At 33.6% G+C, this 20,423-nt stretch carries 20 protein-coding genes; 15 read left to right on the top strand and 5 right to left on the bottom strand.

The annotated features are described in order from the left end of the window. Positions 1-21: 21 nt before the first annotated feature. Positions 22-162, top strand: coding sequence for an FbpB family small basic protein (locus BKP45_RS21715; protein WP_084034658.1), 141 nt, complete (start codon positions 22-24; stop codon positions 160-162). A gap of 127 nt (positions 163-289) precedes the next feature. Next, positions 290-430, top strand: coding sequence for an acid-soluble spore protein N (locus tag BKP45_RS14800; protein ID WP_071390469.1), 141 nt, complete (start codon positions 290-292; stop codon positions 428-430). Positions 431-484: 54 nt separating this feature from the next. Here BKP45_RS14800 and ligD (BKP45_RS21710) read toward each other — a convergent pair whose 3' ends face one another. From ligD (BKP45_RS21710) to ku, 3 genes are read right to left on the bottom strand one after another with little or no spacing between them, the layout of a single operon-like run. Further along, entirely contained in the window at positions 485-1,393 is a 909-nt protein-coding gene (ligD, locus tag BKP45_RS21710) for a non-homologous end-joining DNA ligase (protein WP_084787996.1), read from the bottom strand. Next, on the bottom strand, positions 1,369-2,295 hold the full coding sequence (ligD, locus tag BKP45_RS21705; protein ID WP_084787994.1) for a non-homologous end-joining DNA ligase: 927 nt from the start codon (positions 2,293-2,295) through the stop codon (positions 1,369-1,371). The genes ligD (BKP45_RS21710) and ligD (BKP45_RS21705) overlap by 25 nt, the downstream gene beginning before the upstream one ends. Before the next feature lie 2 nt (positions 2,296-2,297). Then, entirely contained in the window at positions 2,298-3,107 is an 810-nt protein-coding gene (gene ku, locus BKP45_RS14790) for a non-homologous end joining protein Ku (protein ID WP_071390468.1), read from the bottom strand. Between the two features lie 199 nt (positions 3,108-3,306). On the opposite strand from ku, the gene BKP45_RS14785 reads away from it, so the two are divergent. Continuing rightward, positions 3,307-3,828, top strand: coding sequence for a VanZ family protein (locus BKP45_RS14785; protein WP_322788165.1), 522 nt, complete (start codon positions 3,307-3,309; stop codon positions 3,826-3,828). A 52-nt stretch (positions 3,829-3,880) separates the two neighbouring features. Here the strand turns inward: BKP45_RS14785 and BKP45_RS14780 are convergent, their stop codons facing one another. Next, the gene (locus tag BKP45_RS14780) at positions 3,881-4,513 is read right to left on the bottom strand and encodes a TVP38/TMEM64 family protein (protein WP_084787992.1); all 633 of its coding nucleotides are present in this window, start codon (positions 4,511-4,513) and stop codon (positions 3,881-3,883) included. A gap of 367 nt (positions 4,514-4,880) precedes the next feature. On the opposite strand from BKP45_RS14780, the gene BKP45_RS14775 reads away from it, so the two are divergent. The 10 genes from BKP45_RS14775 (at position 4,881) to BKP45_RS14730 (ending at position 16,251) form a co-directional block, all read left to right on the top strand. Continuing rightward, the gene (locus tag BKP45_RS14775) at positions 4,881-6,167 is read left to right on the top strand and encodes a glycoside hydrolase family 18 protein (RefSeq protein WP_071390466.1); all 1,287 of its coding nucleotides are present in this window, start codon (positions 4,881-4,883) and stop codon (positions 6,165-6,167) included. A 456-nt stretch (positions 6,168-6,623) separates the two neighbouring features. Next, a complete protein-coding gene (locus tag BKP45_RS14770; RefSeq protein ID WP_071390465.1) occupies positions 6,624-7,190 on the top strand; it encodes a copper resistance CopC family protein in 567 nt (188 codons plus the stop codon). Between the two features lie 2 nt (positions 7,191-7,192). Further along, entirely contained in the window at positions 7,193-8,815 is a 1,623-nt protein-coding gene (locus tag BKP45_RS14765) for a CopD family protein (RefSeq protein WP_071390464.1), read from the top strand. A 174-nt stretch (positions 8,816-8,989) separates the two neighbouring features. Next, on the top strand, positions 8,990-9,922 hold the full coding sequence (locus BKP45_RS14760; RefSeq protein ID WP_071390463.1) for a DMT family transporter: 933 nt from the start codon (positions 8,990-8,992) through the stop codon (positions 9,920-9,922). 171 nt (positions 9,923-10,093) lie between these two features. Continuing rightward, positions 10,094-10,312 carry a hypothetical protein gene (locus BKP45_RS14755; RefSeq protein ID WP_071390462.1) on the top strand — a complete coding sequence of 73 codons (219 nt, stop codon included), beginning with the start codon at positions 10,094-10,096 and terminating at the stop codon, positions 10,310-10,312. 296 nt (positions 10,313-10,608) lie between these two features. Continuing rightward, positions 10,609-12,939 (top strand): AAA family ATPase, encoded by a 2,331-nt coding sequence (locus tag BKP45_RS14750; protein WP_169824134.1) that lies wholly within the window; start codon positions 10,609-10,611, stop codon positions 12,937-12,939. Between the two features lie 19 nt (positions 12,940-12,958). Next, a complete protein-coding gene (locus tag BKP45_RS14745) occupies positions 12,959-13,378 on the top strand; it encodes an acyl-CoA thioesterase (RefSeq protein WP_071390461.1) in 420 nt (139 codons plus the stop codon). A gap of 169 nt (positions 13,379-13,547) precedes the next feature. Then, positions 13,548-13,778: a small acid-soluble spore protein Tlp gene (tlp, locus tag BKP45_RS14740; protein WP_071390460.1), complete on the top strand. Its 231-nt coding sequence runs from the start codon at positions 13,548-13,550 to the stop codon at positions 13,776-13,778. Between the two features lie 582 nt (positions 13,779-14,360). Further along, positions 14,361-15,191, top strand: a complete 831-nt coding sequence (gene nadE / locus BKP45_RS14735) for an ammonia-dependent NAD(+) synthetase (protein WP_071390459.1) — start codon at positions 14,361-14,363, stop codon at positions 15,189-15,191. A 199-nt stretch (positions 15,192-15,390) separates the two neighbouring features. Next, positions 15,391-16,251: a PHP domain-containing protein gene (locus tag BKP45_RS14730; protein WP_071390458.1), complete on the top strand. Its 861-nt coding sequence runs from the start codon at positions 15,391-15,393 to the stop codon at positions 16,249-16,251. A 712-nt stretch (positions 16,252-16,963) separates the two neighbouring features. Here the strand turns inward: BKP45_RS14730 and BKP45_RS14725 are convergent. Continuing rightward, the gene (locus BKP45_RS14725; RefSeq protein ID WP_071390457.1) at positions 16,964-17,629 is read right to left on the bottom strand and encodes a reverse transcriptase-like protein; all 666 of its coding nucleotides are present in this window, start codon (positions 17,627-17,629) and stop codon (positions 16,964-16,966) included. Between the two features lie 182 nt (positions 17,630-17,811). On the opposite strand from BKP45_RS14725, the gene metA reads away from it, so the two are divergent. Both metA and BKP45_RS14715 read left to right on the top strand, forming a co-directional pair. Further along, the gene (gene metA / locus BKP45_RS14720; protein WP_071390456.1) at positions 17,812-18,723 is read left to right on the top strand and encodes a homoserine O-acetyltransferase MetA; all 912 of its coding nucleotides are present in this window, start codon (positions 17,812-17,814) and stop codon (positions 18,721-18,723) included. A 245-nt stretch (positions 18,724-18,968) separates the two neighbouring features. Continuing rightward, positions 18,969-20,057 (top strand): hypothetical protein, encoded by a 1,089-nt coding sequence (locus tag BKP45_RS14715; protein ID WP_071390455.1) that lies wholly within the window; start codon positions 18,969-18,971, stop codon positions 20,055-20,057. Positions 20,058-20,423 lie beyond the last annotated feature (366 nt).

The raw sequence follows: 20,423 nt of genomic DNA, 5'->3' as shown, positions 1-20,423 counted from the left end.
ACATCAAAGAGGGCGAGAAAAATGAGGAAATTTAGAAAGATGTCATTTGATGAGTTAGTAAGTAAAAATAAAAAAGAGCTTTTAAATGATGAAGAAGCAATTGAAAAAATTGAAGAACGCCTTGATAATAAGCATTATCAACGTTTAAAAGAAAACTGGTAAAGCCAATATTCGGCTTTACCTTTACTATTTTCAGTTTTTCCCACTTTATTGAAAATGCTGAAACAGCTTCATAACATATTGGAGTTGATGATAGCTAATATTAATATCATGAAGGGGGGAATTAAAATTGGCTAAATCAAAACATGCTTTCGATAAATTTAGACCTAATCATTTAGGTACTCAACCTCGTGAATCTGATATAAATAACGGTAAAAAAATGGCGACTAAAGGAAATGAAAACCCAGACTACGTACCTCCTAAAGGGTAGTGAAAAAGAAAATAACTGCATTACGAAACGTAGGCTAGCTATTAAGTAAAAAAATTAATAGCTAGCCTGTTTTATGGTTTCTAATACTTTTTTAAATGCTTCTTTATTTTCGATATCAAAAAAATCTTTAAAAGGGTTGGTCCCACTTTGTAACCTTGCTATCACTTCTGTCATAGAAAATTGTGATGGATGAAGTTTGTTTGTTACTTCAGACCAATGCAAGGGGGTAGCCATAAGGGCCTCATGATTGCCTCTAAGTGAGTAGGGTGCAATGATAGTTTTTCCCTCCCCGTGCTGTAAAAAGTCAATATATAGTCGGTTTTGACGTTTTCTCTTTAGACGTTCGGTTGTAAATGCTTCTGGATATTTTGTTTCTAAATATTTTGCGATAAAACTAGTGAAAATTCTCGTTTCCTCATATGTGAAGTGTCCATTTAAAGGTATATATATTTGTAACCCTTTATTTCCAGAAGTTTTAACAAATGAGTCGAGTTTTAAATGCTCAAACGTCTCATTTAATATTAAAGCTGCTTCGATAGCTAACGAAAATTCGTTTTGAGATGGTGGGTCTAAGTCTAAGACGATTTCATAAGGGTTATTACTGTAAACGGTTTGATAAGGAATATGAAATTCAATAGCTGCTTGATTTCCTAACCAAAATAATGTAGCAAGTTTAGAGCAAACGATGTAATTAATATTATCTATTTGTTTTGTATCTACAAATGGTGGCGCATAATCCGGACAATTTTTTTGATAAAAGGATTCTTGGTTAACGCCATTAGGAAAGCGTATGACTGTTAATAACCGATCTTTTAAAAAGGGAAGCATAAAAGGAGCTACAACTGATAAGTACTTTAAATAGTCGTATTTTTTAATGGTTAATTCCGGCCAAAGAATTTTGTCTATATTTGTTATGTTTATTTGTTCTCCATCAATCGTTATCCCATGGGTATTGCTTCCCATAAACAATCCTCCCAATGTTTATCAAATCGAAATCGACGAAATTTTGGATGTCTTAGCTCATTTTTACTCATCTCTAAAAATTCAACTTCAATACAAATTCCAGGTTGAACATAAAGGATATGTTGATGTTTTTTATGGCTATTTTTTTTTACAATATCAATTAATGCTTCTTTTTCTTCTTTGGAAAAGCCTTGTCCTACTTTACCGATCATCTTAACTATTCGATTATGAATACAACCAATATGAAAAAAAGCGTTCGTTTCGTCATAACCGATAATAAAAAACGTGGCAATTGACATGTTCTTTATTTTTAACCATTGTTTAGATCGTTGTCCCTCAATCCAACTACTTTCTTTTTGCTTGGCGATAATTCCTTCACCATGTTCTCTTTTAATTGAATCCCAAAGTTTTATTTCATCTTCATAAGGTTGGACGATTTTAAATAAATGGGTATGCTCTACCTCTTTGAAGAGTTTTATAAGATGTTTCTTTCGATCTGTGAGTGTTTTTTCTGTCAGTGACATTCCATTTTCCATTAGTAAGTCAAAAGCTAGAAAAGTCACAGGGTATAAATCTTCTGCTTGTTCAATCTTGTCTTTATTTCGTAATCGTCCTCTTTTTTGGATTTTATCAAAATTAGCTTTCATGTCTGTTTCTAATACACAAAGTTCACCATCTAATATAATAGGTAACTTTAAATGTGTAGATAGTCGTCGAAAGAGAAGATTTATCTCGGGAAATTGTTCATTTAACAGTTTTAGGTTCCGACTAATGATTTTTGATTCCGTTTCATTAATATAAATCATTGCTCGAAACCCATCGTACTTCACTTCATATAACCAATTAGGACCCTTAGGTATTTCCGTTACGAGTGTAGGTAACATTGGTTTTAATAATTTCAATCTTAACCAGTCGCTTTCTTCTTCCTAGTTGTTCTTCGTTTTTTCGGTTTTGTTTGATCAATACTTGCTTGCAGAGCTTCCATTAAATCAACAACATTTGTTTGTGGTGCTTCTTTAGCCGTACGAACTTCGTTTCCAGTAATTTTCGTTTGGATTAAATCCATAAGAGCAGTACGGTAATCATCGGTATATTTCTCAGGGTTAAAAGTTGTTGTTAACTGTTCAATTAATTGTATAGCTGTATCCATTTCTTTCGTACTTAATTCAATATTTTCCGGTATTCCTGGAACTTGTTCAATGTTTCGTACTTCATCAGGAAAGTAAATGGTTTCTAGAACTAGTGCATTCTTAAAAACTCTGACAACAGCTAAATGTTGTTTAGAGCGGATCGTAATTTTAGCAATTCCAATCTTACCTGATTGTTCCATTGCTTGTTTTAATAACATATATGCTTTTTGTCCATTGTCGTTTGGTCCAATAAAGTAAGATCGATTAAAATAAATTGGGTCTATTTCTTCTAACTTTACAAAGTCAATGATCTCAACGCTTTTGTTCTGTTCTTTTTCTAGTTTTTCTAAATCCTCTTCTTCTAATAGAACAAATTGTCCTGGTTCATATTCATACCCTTTAATAATTTCATGATTTTCAACTTCTTTTTCACAGACTGGACATGTTCGTTCGTATTTAATTGGACTATTGCATTCTTTGTGTATCATTCTAAGTTTGATATCTTTATTTTCAGTGGCAGAAAAAAGTTTAATTGGAATATGGACTAAACCAAAGCTGATGGAGCCTTTCCACATCGTATGCATTTATTATCACTCCTTTTCCATTTTATATAAAAGGATAAATGTAGAACTAGTTTTATTATGCACTCATTCAAACTCAAAAAACTGTAAGCTTTTACCTTTTGACTTTGTCGCAAAATATGTCTAACTATCCGAAAAAATAGTACTTGTCAAAATAGGGTTGACCGTTAATAATGGAGTAGAAACGTCTTAAAAGGAAGTGTTGGATATTCAACCGCAAAATAAAAATAACCATTTTAATCAACATTCAACTAAACCGATACAAAAGAAAATGAAAAGTGTATTAATTATCTGTTTCTTTCTTTATTTAACGTTGGTTATCTATTTGACTCTATTTGCATGGAATTATGGTGCATCTTTAGGACCGGTTGGCCCAGGGGGAAGAAATTATAATATTATTCCATTTCGAAGTATTTATCGAATTGCTGTATTTAGTCCAACTATTATGGATCCTTTAAAGATACTAGTTGGTAATATTGTACTGTTCTTGCCTTTTGGTTTTTTAGCACCGATAGTAATGAAAAGGTTACGTAAATCAATTATAGCTACTACAATGATGGGGATGTTCCTTTCACTCTTCATTGAAACGAGTCAATTTTTATTTACGTATAGGGTATCCAATATTGATGATGTGATATTAAATACGTTAGGTGCCTTTATTGGAGCAATCTTAATCAAGCTTTGCTTTTGGGTGAAAGCAAGAATACTTATTATTAAAACATAAAGAGGATGAACTTTGTAATTAGCTATGCTAATTAACGTTTCATCCTCTTTTGTTATTTCGTTTCTTTTACAACAATAGATTTTTTCCAACGAGTGTACAAATAAATTGTAATCAAAATGATAAGTCCATAAATACCAACTACAAAAATGACTTCTTGGTTAGTAGAAACAAACGAATGTCCTAATACAGCAAATAAAAGCATGGCAGGAATTTTACCTAGACTTGAGGCAACTGAATAGCTTATAAAAGAAACTCGACTCACAGCGCTATATGCATTTACTACAATCGATGGAATAAAGGGAATGAGACGAGAAACTAAAATAGTTATAAAGGCATTTCTCTCGAACATGACTGTCACCAGTTCTAACCTTTTATAACGGTTAATAACTTTTAATCCCCAGTTTTGGAAGACGAAACGAATAAATAAAAACATAATTAGTGAGGCAGCTGTTGAAGCGACCCACGTTACAAATCCACCTAAAAAGGTGCCATACATTGCACCAATAATCCCACCGATAATAGGAAAGGGGATTATTGGGAATAGAGCAAATAATGTTGCAATAAACATAGTCAGAAAAATCGAGATCTCCCTTGTCTCTTGAAACCAAATGAGAAGTTCTTCTTGAAATAAATAGATCGCTACGGCGATTAAAAGGTAAAAAATAAATAAAATCCCTTTGTTCATGATGTCACTCCTAAAAAAATAATCCTTCCATTTGTAGGTTCTTTTTGAACTTCTTCATTTTATCATAATTATCATGGGATAGATTTATTTGTCGCAAAATCTATCCCACTCTTAAGGGGCAATAAGACTCGTAATGTTTGAAGCAATGCACTATGCGCTGATTAAAATGACATATGTGCGTCCTTCCTATCGTAATATTAATTGAAGTGAGTGAATTTCATAATTTTCAAAACGAGCTGTTTAATTCTATATGTTAGTTATGAAACATTCTGCGTAACTATTTATAGTATCTAGTGGCAGAGTAATGAATTGTGAAATTCATTAAAGTAAATAAAATATTACTAATAGAAATGGGAGGGAAATGTAATTGCAGATTCATACAATACAAGCAGGTCAAACACTTTATGGAATTGCACAAGCTTACGGCACCACGGAAGAAAATATAGTAGCTGCTAATGAAATTCCAGATCCAGGTAGACTAGTTATTGGTCAAACAATCGTAATTCCTATAGTGGGACGATTTTATTGGGTCCAACAAGGGGATAGCCTTTGGTCTATTGCTCAAAGGTACGGAATTAATTATTACAGCCTAGCTCAAATAAATCAAATTCCTGTGGAAGCTATATTACCTGTTGGAATGAGATTGTATATTCCACCTCTAGCGAGACCAGTAAAAGAAACGAACGCTTATGTGGAACCAATGGGAGGGTTTGTTAGTGAAGCTTTACTTGATGCATCAAGAAGAGCAGCTCCTCATTTGACTTATTTAGCACCATTCAGTTATGAAATAGAAAGAGATGGGACATTGCGAGAACCACCATTAGGAGAATTACCGCAAATTGCTGCTAACCATCAAGCGACATTAATGATGGTCGTCACTAATTTGGAAGGTGGTCAGTTTAGTGATGAAGTGGGCGCGATTATTTTAAATGATCAAGCTTTGCAAGATGTTCTCTTAACAACCATTATCGAAGAGGCGCGTAGGGTTGGCTATAGTGATATTCATTTTGACTTGGAGTTCTTAAGACCAGAAGATCGAGACGCTTATAATCAATTTTTAAGAAAAGCGGCAGATAGAATACGAGCAGAAGGTTTGTTAATTTCAACAGCATTAGCTCCGAAAACTAGAGCTGATCAACCTGGACCATGGTATGAAGCTCATGATTATCGTGCTCATGGTGAAATTGTTGATTTTGTCGTTATAATGACGTACGAATGGGGATATAGTGGTGGTCCTCCAATGCCAGTGTCTCCAATTGGACCAGTGCGAGAAGTATTAGAATATGCTCTTACTGAAATGCCAGGGGAAAAAATTATGATGGGACAAAATTTATATGGTTATGATTGGACGTTACCTTACGTTCCTGGTGGAGAGTACGCTAGAGCGCTTAGTCCCCAAGCTGCGATAGAATTAGCAAGAGATAGAAATGTATCAATTGAGTATGATTATGTTGCGCAAGCACCTTTTTTTGAATATGTAGATGATGAAGGAAATGAACATATCGTATGGTTTGAGGATGCAAGGAGCATCCAAGCAAAATTCAATTTATTAAAAGAACTAGGACTAAGAGGGGTTAGTTATTGGAAGTTAGGTTTACCATTCCCACAAAATTGGTTATTAATAGAAGAAAACTTTCAAGTAAGAAAATTATAAGTACAAAAAAGGCGAAGTGAAAACATAAAGGGTTACTTAACCCTCGAATCGATAGTTAGAAATATATAATGGTTTGGAAAATAAAACTTTAGCTCCCTAAGTAATTTATTAGGAAACACATTTATCCCACACTTAAGGGGCAAGTAAGACCCCCACCTCAAAACTTAAGAAAATCGAGAAGTTTAGGTGGGGGATAAACTGCCCCTAAAGGTCCGATATAGAATAACTTTCATCAGTGATAGCTGATGATTAGTTATTCTTATGCCTGTGGTATAAGTTGAACTAACAATCAGTGGGGGATGAAGGAAAACCCCCACTGATTGAAGTTCAGCTTTATATTTAATGCTATTTCTACATAAGCATCTTACTTTCTATCTTTTAACAAGTTTGATATGATAATAATATTATTAAACAAAGTTAATAACTTGGTATTGAGATCGCGGAGGTCATAATTTTATGAAGAAGCAAATACTACTAATTTTTATTTTGTTTTTACCTATTTTCGTTTTTCCTAACCATAAAGGGGCACATTCATACTTACAAAGTTCATTTCCTGAACAAGGATCAGTTATCGAAGAAGGGGTCTCTGAACTTGAGTTAGTATTTAACGCTGGCATAGAAAAAAGTAGTATCGTTGAGATCTATGGTTCTAAAGAAAATAGTATTGCTATTAAGGAATTAATAGTTGAGAGTCCTACAATTTATGTAACGTTAGAGGAAGCATTGCATACAGATGACTATGAAGTGCGGTGGGCCGTTATCGGTGATGATGGACATCCAACAGACGGGGTTTTCCACTTTTCAATTCTTTTACCAGTACAAGAAGAAGTCGAAGATGAAAAGGTTGAAGAAGTTGAAGAGGCCGAGCAACTGGATGAAGTGCTTAACGGTGAAAATGAATTAAGAGAAGAAGAGTCCAAAAACGTAATAGCTGATAAACAAAGCTCTAATCTTCCGTTTATTATTAGCCTAATAGTAATTGGTTTGGCGGTATTTCTGTTTATTTATAGAAGGAAGGGATAATTTTGGTTGTATTAAGTAAGGCATTGTTATATCCGTCATTTGCATTTTTAATTGGTGGATTAATACTTACCTTAGTTCCAACAACTAAACGTCCATCAATAAAAATAAAACGAAGTGCTTTTGCTTTAGTTGTTTTAAGTATTATTATGTTAAGCTTTGTACCGATTTTTTCTTCAGTTATTTATGTTTCAAACATTTTTAATCTTTCTTTTTTTCAAGGGTTGGAGCTTGTATTAACTAATTTTACGATAGGTAAAATCTGGTTGATGACGGTTGTTATCGGTATTTTTTTAGCAATAACAATAATACTAAATAAAAAAGATAAAAGTTTCGTATATTTTGTGGCATTGTTGTTAGGAATTGTTATGATTTTCATTGTTTCAAAAGCAAGCCATATGGCGTCGTTACAACCAAATCTTGGTTACATCACTCATGGGATACATTTTTTAAGTGTTAGTATTTGGGTTGGTATTCTCTTTGTTATTGGATTATGTGCGAAAGACGAACAAAATTGGCTTCCATTTTTAAAGTGGTACACACCAGTTGCGATTACTTCTGTTCTAACCGTAACAATTTCAGGTTTGTTTTTAATGGGTGGAACTACACCTGAGTATGCAAATTCATTCATGTTATCATATGGGCAATTTTTGCTACTTAAACACCTTTTATTTATGTTAATCATTTTATATGGTGTCATTAATGGATTTATTATTAAAAGGAAACTAAAAAGAGATTCCTCGTTCCGGCCTAAAAAGTGGTTACGTTTAGAAAGTATATTTATCCTATTTGTTTTATTTATTACCGCTCTTATGACTGAGTCTACACCTCCTCATAATGTTTCAGTTACACTTGAGCGATCGCAACCATCTTTCATATTTGAAAAATTTCACGGAAGTGTTGGGCCCTATTCAACCGTTGTATTTTCAGCTAGTTTAGTAAGTTATGTATTTATCATTATGGTTTTGATTAGTGTTTTCTTTCTTATTCGTACAGCATTGATAAATAATCGCATCATTAAAGGAATAATTAGTAGTACCATTTTTCTTATTGCTAGTTACCTTTTTGTTATGACAACTATTTCTGTAGAAAATACGTTTATGAGTGAAGGTGTCATTTTTCATTCGGTTGAGGAAGCGATTATGGAAGGACATCAAGAAAATGATCAGTTAACTATTCTACAAAAAGGAAATAGGTATGATGACATTATTTATGTTTTATACACAATTAATGAATCAGAGCTAATTAGTGAACTTTTATTTAAGAGTGAATCAGGCTATGAACGTATTTGGGATAGTCGTCTAACTATTGGTGGTATTCCGATAATTGAGACAGATTATAAAATTAGAACATTCCTTATTAGCGATGGTCCTTGGTTACAACAAGGGTACTCTTTTACGTATGTTACATTTGGTTTTATTCAAGAGCCAAAAGATGTCGATACAGTAGAAATTAGGTATGAAGGTGAGCATAAAAAAGTTCCCATTATGAATCAATCTTTTTTTAATCTTTCCTATTCAAATGACCAGTGGGAAGCTCTCCATCCGATTATTTTTTATGATCAGTCAGAAAATGAGGTTGGCGATTATATGCGCGGTATCATGGAAACAGATGCGTATTGTCATTAACTAAAATCTCCTTGGTAAGAAGTGAAGAGTGTTTCTTCATAACAGCTAACGGATAAAAGGGTAAAGAGACGGATTTTTCCGACTTTTTACCTTTTTCCATTTAAAACGATGGAAAATTCAACGGAAATGAGGTATATTTCGATTATCGAAAAAATAAGTAGGTGATCGGTTTTAATGAATATTAAAAAAATGTGGCTCATATATCTAATGCTTTTCTTAGCAACAAGTACATGGGGCAGTGCTTTTATTGCAGGAAAAATAGCAATCGAAAGCTTCGAAGCGGCGACAGTTGCTTTTTTCAGATTTTTAGGTGCAGTAATTCTTCTATTCCCGTTAATGTGGTATAAGGAACGTAATATTCCAAAACCAACAAAAGAAGACTGGTTTTTATTTGCATTGCTGGGCTTAACTGGTATTTGTTTTTACAACATATTCTTTTTCTTAGCATCTAAACATGCACCGGTTATTAAAAGCTCCTTATTTATTGCTTCTAATCCAGTATTAATTATTATATTATCTGCGCTATTTTTGAAAGAGAAAATATTAAAAAATCAAGTTGTAGGTTTAGTTTTCGCTTTATTTGGGGTTTCCTTCATCATAACTAATGGTAACCTCAGTATTTTTTTAACTATGGCATTTGAGCCTATCGATTTAATTTTAATTGGAGCAGTGATATGTTGGGCACTTTATAGTGTAATTGGTCGAGTAGTTTTAAGAAAATATAGTTCCATTGTATCGACAACTTATGCGGTATGTTTTGGAACACTGTTCTTACTACCATTTGCTTTATATGAAACAACTGTTTCGGATTTAACAAATAGTACTATAGATGCTTGGGTAGCGATTGGTCACATGAGTGTTTTTGTAACAGTTATTTCTTTTATAATGTACTATTATGGTATTCAACAAATAGGGGCAGCAAGGGCATCTATTTTTATAAATTTTATGCCTATTTCAGCTGTTATTATGGCAAATGTATTTTTAAATGAGCAATTAACTATTCCACATTTAATAGGTGCTTTTTTTGTATTAACTGGGGTAACCCTTAGTACATATAAAAAAGGCTGGAAATCGTCAAAGAATGAAAAGAAGCAGCGAACAGTATAGAAAAATCGACACTATTCTATTGTCGTCTACATTATACTGAAAAAACGTTTAAGTTAGGTCGAATCAACTAAGAATTTGATGAACGAATTTGTTTGAAGCACTTTTTCAAGCAGTATAAAATAAGTAGTATTATAACCCTTAAAACATAAATCTACTACTAGGAGTGATACTATGGAAATGTGTTATACAGAAATGACGACGAGCGAAATTATTGACTATTACAAAAAGGTGAAAGAATATATTGATCAAGGGTTTCGTGTTGATGGATTAAAGGATGAATTAAACTTAATTTCAAAAACGTTACTATGTAAGAAACAAGAATTATGTAAGTCAGAGCTACAAAAATATTTATTGGAAATTGAAAAATACAAAAAAATTATTCGTCATTAAAAAGGATGAGAGATATATTCTTATCCTTTTTAATTTTATAAAATATTAAATTACACTACTGTTGGAATAAGTTTCCTTATCACTAAAGTTTTCAGCTCTAGCACCTAGTGAATAGATTCTTCTTTTATTTTTAAACTTAGGTGAAAAAGCTCTAAGTACTTCTTCTAAGTTTTTTTCAATTGGCCTAAGTTCCAATGCTGTAAAAGTGAGAATAGCGCTAAGAAATGATAAAATAAATGTAGTGTTATTTTCTAATAACAATGTTAAAAAAGCTGTGGGATTAGGCGGGTGCTAAAGTGAGTAATGATACGATTAATATGAATGAAATAGAAACAAAGGTCATTGAGTGGTGTAAACATCTTGAAGTAGTACAAGAGGGACATATAGTAAGAATGCTACAAATGCTTGAGGGGATAACAGACCAATCAAATAGAACAAATAAATTAGTAGCAAAATTATATGCGCTGGCAGCTTATGCCAGGTTTGCTCGAATACATGAGCTCGATCAAATTACATTAGATAGACTTGATAAGGCGATGGAAGTCGATCCTCTTGATCATTTAATAAACGAAGTATTTATTAAAATTAATTTTAAGCTTTTAGAAACATCTCTTCTTCCTAAACAGTTTCCACAAATTCGAGAAACGGATCACGGAAATGCAAAGAAAAAATTAGCTGCTGATTATTTAAATATAGCCAACGACTTTTTTGATCGGGCCACGAAGTATGAAGCGATTGTTCAATCTTTAATTAGTGCAGCAAGACGACTATATGATGATGAACTTATTATTAGATTTGAAAATTTAAATGATATCCTGCAAGCGTTAAAAAAACAGTTACGTACTATCGTAAAATCAACAGAAGCTTATTCTGACTCTGTGAAAGGGATTTACTATTCTAAATCACAATTACTAGAAGTGAAAAAAACAATCTCTGAAATTGAAGTGCTTCACATTCAATGGATAAATACGATTGCTGATGATGAAAAAAAAACAGACAATGATCAAAGGGTTGCATTAACTGACTTGAAAAAGATGATAGGTTTAACTGAAGTAAAGGAGCGTGTCGAGAAACTGTATCATTATTTACAATATCAAAACATTCGAAAAAAAATGGGTTATCAATTAAAAGATGAACCCAGTTTAAATATGATCTTAACAGGCAATCCAGGTACTGGTAAAACTACTTTAGCAAGATTACTTGCAAAGATCTATTATGAACTTGGAATATTACCACGAGAAGAAGTAATAGAAGTGGACAGGTCCCACTTAGTAGGTGGTTATGTAGGACAAACAGAAGAGAATACGGTTAATGTAATAAAACAAGCTGTGGGTGGGGTTCTTTTTATTGATGAAGCTTATAGTTTAAAAAGAGAAGAGAGCAGCGGGAACGATTATGGTCAAACGGCTATTGATACCCTCGTATCTCAAATGACGAGTAGTGAATATGCGGGTAAGTTTGCGGTGATTTTAGCTGGATACCCAGAGGAAATGCGCCAATTTCTATGGGCGAATCCAGGGTTGAGAAGTCGTTTTCCGGAAAACAACCATATACATTTACGAAACTATACAGTGAATGAGTTAATTAACATTGCTGAATTGGTAGCACTTGATAATGATTTTACTTTTTCTGAAGAAGCGATTATTGAGTTAAGAAAGCGTATCGAAAATGAGCAAGTAGATGCATCGTTTGGCAATGCACGTACTGTAAAAAACATTGTTTTAGATGCTATTTTTCAAAAAGGTTCAATTGTTCAGTTACATGAACCACATCGGAGTGAAGATTTTACTATTTTAACTGTTGATGATGTTCGTGTTCATAATAACGATGAAAAAGAAGTGGATGGTATTCAGCAGCTTGAAGGACTCATAGGTTTACAGGGAATAAAAAAAGAAGTAAAGTCGTTAATATCATTTGTAAAAGTCCAACAGCTACGTCGGGAGAAGAAACTGCCGACTGTGCCTCTTCAACTTCATTCAGTTTTTAGCGGTAATCCTGGAACAGGGAAAACCACTGTAGCAAAAATATATGCAAAAATTTTAAAAGAATTAGGGTTGTTAAAAAGAGGACACCTAGTTGTTGCTGCCAGAGGAGATCTTGTAGCAGGCTTTACTGGTCAAACCGCTTTGAAGACGAAGAAGAAAATAAGGGAAGCATTAGGTGGTATATTGTTTATTGATGAGGCTTATTCTTTGATCGGTGGTCAAGGTGATTTCGGAAAAGAGGCAATCGATACATTAGTTGATGAAATGACAAAACACAATGAAAATTTAGTTGTTATTTTAGCAGGGTATCCAAATGAAACCGAAACACTTATTGAAAGCAATCCGGGACTTGCTTCTCGTTTTAAGAAGTATTTTCATTTTAGTGACTATACTATTGAAGAACTTGTCCAAATGGTCAACCTGAATGCGAACCTGTATGGGTATTCAATAAAAGAAGAGGTTAAAACATATGTATTTTCTAGACTGAATGATCAAAATCCAAAAGGAAATGGTCGATACGCAAAAGATTTAGTTGATTTAGCAATTCAACATCATTCTTTTCGGATAATGAATGATGGAGAAGAGTTAACAAAAAAGCAACTAACTGAGCTTGCAATTGAAGATTTTAAAGGGTGTATTTGATTTAGAGAGGTGAGTTTCCATGTATATTTCTAAGACAAAAGTAGAGGTTCGTTATGCAGAAACAGACCAAATGGGAGTAGTTTACCATGCGAACTATCTTGTTTGGTGTGAAATAGGAAGAACGAAAATCATTGAAGAAATGGGATTTAAGTATGCTGATATGGAAAAAGAAGGAGTACTATCTCCAGTAATAAATGTTCAGTTTTCTTATAAGTATCCTGCAAAATATGGAGAAACTGTTGAAGTTAGAACATGGGTAGAGGAGTATACGGGTGTGAAGGTGACATATGGTTATGAAATTGTGAATGGAGAGGGAGTCACCTGTTTAACAGGCACTAGTGAACATGTTTGTGTCACTAAAGATTCGTTCCGTCCAATCTCTATGAAGCGTAAATTCCCAAATTGGCATGAAGTGTATGAAAAAATAAAAAAGTCATAAGCTTGTATGAATAAAACTTTCTACAAAGTGAAAAATAACCTTGTACTTTCACGGTTTGATCCTTATATAGTGATAGTACAATAATAGAGCTTTCGTTAAACAACATGGTAGACATCCATTTGAAAACAAAAGCAAGTATTTTTACTTTAAACATAGGAGGTTTTACATAATGGCAAAACCAGATAACCGTAGCAATAACGTAGAAAGATTAGAACAAATGGTCAACAATACGATTGAAAATTTAGAAGAAGCACATAAAACGTTACAAAATGAGGACTTAAAGCCTGAAGAGAGAGAAGCGATTCAATCTAAAAATGCAAGACGAGAACAAAGTATTGAAGGATTCAAATCAGAAATTGATGATGAGATGTCTGCACGGCAAAATGGACAGATCGATTAATGGTTAAGGTTAGGTAATTACCTAACCTTTTTTATTTGCTTAAAAGCCCAAGGCGCTTGCGCTTTTCTTGTAGTATCAGAATTTATAAATTTCTAACTTGGAAACTGTCTAGCTCCAGGCGCCATCGGCTCGATCACTTCAGACAAGCAACGGACTTCAATAACTACTTGAATAACGTCTCTGAATAGCTTCATGCAGCTTTGCTTCGAGGAAGCCTACTTCGAAGCGTTGCTGTCAGACGCAGAAGCACATAGATTTCGGTCAAAAACCCGACCGCTACGAGCAGGTCTTCCAGTGTTTGTCGCCGATAGGCGGGCGCCTTGCGCTTTTCTTAAAAGGTAAGAAAGCATAAAATTTCTAACTTGGAAGCTGTCTAGCTCCAGCGCCTACGAGCTTGGTCACTTCAGACCTTTTCGGAAGCCAAAGAGCGGCTTCTGTCAAAGGTCTTCCAGTGCCTATCGCTCGTGACCAAGGCGCTTGCGCTTTTCTTATAAATTTGTTAGTAAAATTTACTTTTTTTATGTGCTTATTTTCAGGAAGTGGTAAACTATAGGGACATAAGAAAAATTTGGAGGATTATAAATGAAAACTATTCAACAATCTATCATTGCAAATATGAAGGTTATACCAATCATTGATGTAAATGCAGAAATAACAGAACGGGTTAAATTTTTAAAACAATATATCCATAAAACAGGAGTAAGTGGATATGTATTAGGGATTTCTGGTGGGCAAGACTCAACACTAACTGGAAAACTATGTAAAATGGCGATAGATGAGCTAAACAGTGAAAGCGATGGTAAGAAAGAGTACGTATTTATAGCTGTACGTCTACCGTATGGAGAACAGCAAGATGAACAAGATGCACAAGATGCGATTTCTTTTATTCAACCTACTAAATCAATAACTGTTAACATAAAACCAGCTGTAGATGCATCAATGAACTCTTTTACAGAAGCAACAGGTAGTTATTTAAGTGATTTTCTGAAAGGTAATACAAAAGCGAGGGAACGTATGAAGGTACAATACGATATTGCTAGTCATTATCAATGTTTAGTTGTAGGCACGGATCACTCTGCAGAAGCTATTACAGGTTTCTTTACAAAACATGGAGATGGTGCATGTGACATTGTTCCGATATATGGCTTAAATAAACGTCAAGGGAAGCAGATTTTAAAATATCTAGGTTGTCCTGAGCACTTATATTTAAAAGCTCCAACTGCGGACTTAGAAGATGATAAACCTGGCTTACCCGACGAAGTTGCGTTAGGTTTTACCTATGAAAACATTGATGATTACCTAGAGGGTAAAACCATTCCATCTACAATAAGTGATAAGATTGAAGCAAAATACAAAATGACAGAACATAAACGACAAGGCCCAGTCAGTATTTATGATGATTGGTGGAAATAACGATTATAAATGATCTATACAATTTAATCAAACTGATTTGAACTTAAGGTCATAGACCCCCCACCTCTAAGTGTAGCGTAGGTGGGAACTTCCATTCAGGTGGAGTTGAGGCTCCATCTGAATTTCCGATGTTCTAGCGAAGCTAGAACGAGTTCTCTACATGGTACATTTAGGATTTCACATGAAAAGGATGGTTAATATGGGAAGTAAGTCAAAGAATACGGATTTACACCTTCATACAACTGCATCGGATGGTGGATATTCACCAAAGGAATTAGTTCGAAAGTGTAAAGAAGTAGGACTAGAGTATATAGCAATTACAGATCATGATACGGTTTCAGGTGTTAAAGAGGCCATAGTTGAAGGGGAAAGGTTAGGCATTACCGTAATTAATGGTATTGAGTTTTCTACGAAAGAGAATGGCATCGGCGTTCATATATTAGGTTACGGAATTGATCTAACTTATGAACCTTTATTATCAATGCTTAGTGAGCAACAAAAAATGAGGAAAACCCGTATGCAGGAAATGGTTCAAAAATTTGCAAGATTTAATATTCATTTGAATGAAGCTGATATTCTAAAAGAAGCAGATGGTGGGAGTATTGGTAGACCTCACGTTGCTAAAGTACTTGTTAAAATGGGGGCAGTAAACGATGTTGCCGAAGCATTTGACAAGTATTTAGCTGAAGGAAAGCCTTGTTATGTAAAAAAAGAAAGAGAAATGACTCCGCTAGAAGCTCTTCAATGGATTGAAGCTGCAAAAGGGATTGCAATTTTGGCACACCCAGTTTATTACAAATTGGACGATAGAATTTCAACGTGGGTAAAAACAGGATTGTTACATGGGGTTGAGGTATATCACCGTGACCATAATGTAGAAGTCCAAAATCATTACGAGCAACTTGTAAAGCAAATCGAACAACAACAAGGTGTAGTCTTATTACGAACAGGCGGGTCCGATTTTCATCATGAGGATTACGGTAGAGTCACTCAACCGCTAGGAGAGACTCGAATAGATAACGAGTTGGCTAAAAGATTATTAGCTCGAATAAAGAAATAAAAAAACTTGGCTTTTCGCTAACGGGTTCAGTTTTCGGAGAGAAAATAACAACTAGCAATAGAAATAGCGTCCAATTCACATAGGATATGGTACGCTATTTTTTGTTGTTATATCAATGTTTGGTTTAGCTTTATACTAAAATTAGCAAGGGATTTAGCAAATCGTTTAGACAAGACACATAGATTTATGTTCCACTTTTATTTCATATGCTAAAAGCGTTGCTAATTATTCGGAAGCTAAAATAGAACAAGAAATTAATGGGGTGTTTAAGAATATTGCTGTTTAATGACTTTACTATTTTCTTTAATTGTATCTACCATCACCTCTATTTGGATATAAAAAGCGGTGTTTATCGGACAAGAGAGCCGTTATTTGTGAACAAAGGAGTATTTTAAAAGGGGTAGCGGACATCAGGTTCGTTATTTACTTAATTTAGCACCAAATATAGCAGATTTTCATGAAATAACGTACCTCATGTCCGATAGCTCTAATTATTTGATCAAATCGGTAAAATAAGGTCCACTGTGTCCGTTAGCAGAGCATTAGTGCAATAAGAAAAGAAAACAGGATAAAAACGCACAGATCTGTGCGTTTTGTATGCTAATTACAATGTTAACTTGTATGGAATTTGAATGCGAAATTATCCGTTATTTAGTTTGTGAATTCACTTTTTCTCTCCCAAAACTGAACGGTCTGGCTTTTCGACAAGTTTTTAATATTTTTTTACTTCACTTGTGGCATCAATATTTGTTTCAGATAGTGCTTGAGAAGCTAAGCTGTCAGCTTCTTTGTTTTCAGCTCTATTAATGGATTCGTAACTAACGGTAAGACCTAATGCTGATATTTTTTCATCGATTCTATCTAACCAACGAGTATGTTCCTCTTCGTAACATGGCCATTCACCTTTTGCTTGATTTATGACCACTAACGAATCTCCTTTAATAGTAATAGGAAGGTGATGTACCCCAAGACCTTCTAATTCATTAATAGCCAACCATAAGGCTGCGAACTCGGCTTCGTTGTTTGAAGTTAATTGGTCTAACGACTGATTTTTTCTTAATCGATAATATTTATTATTCTGTTCAAAATATACGGCTACACCTACACCTGCCATGCGTTTTTCTTCATTGTAACCTCCATCAAAATATACAAGAATATTATGAGGTTCTTCTTTCAAACTTTTTATATATTTTTGTAAATGTTTCTTCAACCACGTTGTATCAGTTTCATCAATATAATTGATTTTTGTTGCTCTACCTGTTTTTTCAATATCTTCGCTTAACAAAAGTGCTTCCTGAATTGGTAAAAAATCAGTTGATAATTCATATTGATTTGTTCCTTGTTTTGGTTTATATAATATTTCTAACCGTATTTTCATACTTTCACTCCTGTACTTTTTCAATTTAATAAATAAATAATTGCGAATTTTATAAATTCATGATAACTTAATAATTTAAAAGGGTTCAATAAGTAAGAGTAACTTCTTTAATATTATTTGAAGTTATATGGATCGTATCCATACTGGAATATGAATAGTTTTATGAAGGAGTGACGTTTAGTATGCCTATAAAAATACCTGATATGTTACCAGCAAAGGAAATTTTGCTTAAAGAAAATATATTTGTCATGGATGAAAGCAGAGCCTTTAGTCAAGATATTCGTCCTTTAAAAATTGTTATTTTAAATTTAATGCCTGTTAAAGAAGTGACGGAAACACAACTGCTTCGTTTACTTGGGAATTCACCTTTGCAAGTAGAAGTGGTTTTCATACATCCAGATACACATGAATCAAAAAACACATCAAAAAAACATTTAACTGCTTTTTATCAAACTCTTGATGAAATAAAAGATCGAAAGTTTGATGGGATGATAATTACAGGAGCTCCAATTGAACATCTTCCATTTGAGGACGTTACTTATTGGAGTGAATTAAAGGATATTATGGACTGGTCGGTTTCTAATGTTACTTCTACTTTACATATTTGTTGGGGAGCTCAAGCAGGCTTATATCATCATTATGGTGTGCCCAAATATATGTTGAAGGAAAAAGTTTTCGGAGTATTTCCACATACAATTTCTAACCCACACGTTGACTTATTACGAGGCTTTGACGATGAGTATGTCGTTCCGCAGTCAAGGTATACAGAGGTAAGGAGAGAGGATATTGATAAAATTCCTGATATAGAAATTTTATCGGAGTCCAAAGAAGCAGGAGTAAATATTGTTGCTTCAAAAAATGGGAAACAAATTTTTATTACTGGTCATTTTGAATATGATGCGACAACTTTAAAAGTTGAATATGAGCGAGACATTCAAAAAGGTTTAGATATCTCCTGTCCAATTAATTATTTTTTTAATAATGATCCTACTATAGCGCCTAGACTACGTTGGCGTGCGCATGCTAATTTAATTTTCTCAAATTGGTTAAATTATTATGTTTATCAAGAAACTCCTTACGATTTAAATATATAGGTACGAAGAAGGAAAACTCTCATTACAATAATGAGGGTTTTCTTGTAAGTTTAATGAATTTCCTCATTCATATCTCTGCACTAAGATACAATACCTACTATATTGTAAGCACTAAAACAAGGTGCCGATACTAAACAAGAAAGATTTGTAATATCTATCACTGATTGTTAGATTATCGCATAATATAAAAACTAGGTAGCTGTCTATGTAAGATAATTTACAAAGACTAAACTTAGGAGGTCAAAATGATGGGTATTAAACATTATTTTTTAGATGGAAATACGAGTCAAGGTTATGTTTCATTTGTTGGAGATGTTGTAGATGATATCAATAGAATATTTCTCATAAAAGGTAGTGTACGTGTCGAAAAATCTAAAGTCCTTAAGAACATTAGTGAAATTTTTGAAAAGCAAAATATAGATGTCCATTGGTTGCATAACTCAACAAATGATGAATTGTTAGATGGTATTATAATTCCACAATTGAGTATAGCAGTTCTTGATGGTAGTAATAAAAGTGGGGTTGAATCAAAGTATAAAAACTTTGTTGAAGTTGAGTTTGATATTGATGTGGCATTAGATAGAGTAAAATTAGAGGTAAATAAAAAAGCTATTCTTAAATTAATCAAGGATAATGATCAGTTTCATAAAGAAGCGTATGCAAAGTTCGCGAAAGGGAAAGAAATTCATGAAAAGAAAGAGGAATTATATATTTCAGCGATGGATTTTGATAAGGCGAATAAGGTAATTGCACAAATTGCAGCGAACTTATATCATGATGTAAGAGAGGAAACTGAGAAGCTGATTGTAAAGCAGCTATTTTTTGGTGCTGGAACATCTCGTGGACCTATTAACTATATTGAAAATATTACTGAAGATATTAAGAAAAGGTATATTATTAAAGGGCGCTCGGGTAGTGGAAAAAGCACGCTCATGAGAAGGATTGCAAAGTATGGTGAAAATTTAGGTTTATCTGTTCAGTATTTCCCATGTGGTCTCGATCCTAATAGTTTAGATATGATTATTATTCCTACTTTAAGTGTAGCAATTTTGGACGGCACTGCCCCGCATATAATCGATCCTACTAGAGAAACAGATGAAGTAATTGATATGTTTGAATTATGTATGGATCAATCGGTTGAGGATAAATATGGGAAGGAATTTGATCTATTACATGAGTCTTATAAAGAAGTGATGAAGGAAGGAACGCAGTTGTTACAGGAAGCGAAACATATTGGGCATTTATTAGATGAACTTTATCAAAATGCATTAGATCAAATGATTCTAAAGAAGGAAATTGACAAAATATTAAATACATTCAAAGGATTACATTAATCTTTCATTTTAGGGGGAGCATTTTCGTGCTTTCTTCTTTTTTATTGCATATTAAAAGAGGTAAAAGAGGACAAAACCTAACTCAAAGCTTAAGAGAAGCAGAAGAAGAGTTTACCCATCTTTAAAAGGTTGATAAAACCAAAATAAGAATGTGCAGCTATAGATATTCGTTGGTTAAGGTAGCGCGACCATATTTCCAATAAAAATCAACATTTTTATTGGATTTGAAGGATTTTTAATACTTTTATGGAAAGATTTATGTTAGCTTTATTTTATCCCACTCTTAAGGGGCAGTAAGACCCCCACCTCAAAACGTAAGAAAATCGGAAAGTTTAGGTGGGGGATTAACTGCCCCGAAAGGTCCGA

The sequence above is a fragment of the Anaerobacillus alkalidiazotrophicus genome, assembly GCF_001866055.1.
Note: the sequence above shows the minus strand (reverse complement) of the source record. Positions and strands in the feature narration are given on the sequence as shown.